The 256-nt window shown below is 37.1% G+C and carries 1 protein-coding gene; it reads left to right on the forward strand.

Annotated elements, in window-relative coordinates; translation table 11 throughout:
* Nucleotides 1-183, forward strand: a 183-nt coding sequence (locus tag P6709_RS20095) for an alanine:cation symporter family protein (RefSeq protein WP_278242662.1), incomplete at its 5' end; no start/stop codon positions are given.
* Nucleotides 184-256 lie beyond the last annotated feature (73 nt).

Consider the following 256-nt stretch of genomic DNA (forward strand, 5'->3'; position numbering starts at 1 on the left):
GTCATGATCGGTTCAGTTGCTTCCGTAGATGTAGTTTGGCTATTCTCTGATGTGATGAATGGCTTGATGACATTCCCTAACTTAATTGGTCTTCTTGGACTCTCAGGTGTAGTCGTTTATGAAACAAAGCAGATTCAAAATAAAATAAAAGAAGAGAAAGCAGAGAAACGCAAAACTGCTTAAAATATTTTCAGTTCTTATTGTCAGATCGATTAAATCATGGAAAGATGAAGATGACGGATCGAAGGGACTGTAG

Origin of the sequence: Jeotgalibacillus sp. ET6 (assembly GCF_029667115.1) — a bacterium.
Lineage (GTDB): Bacteria > Bacillota > Bacilli > Bacillales > Jeotgalibacillaceae > Jeotgalibacillus.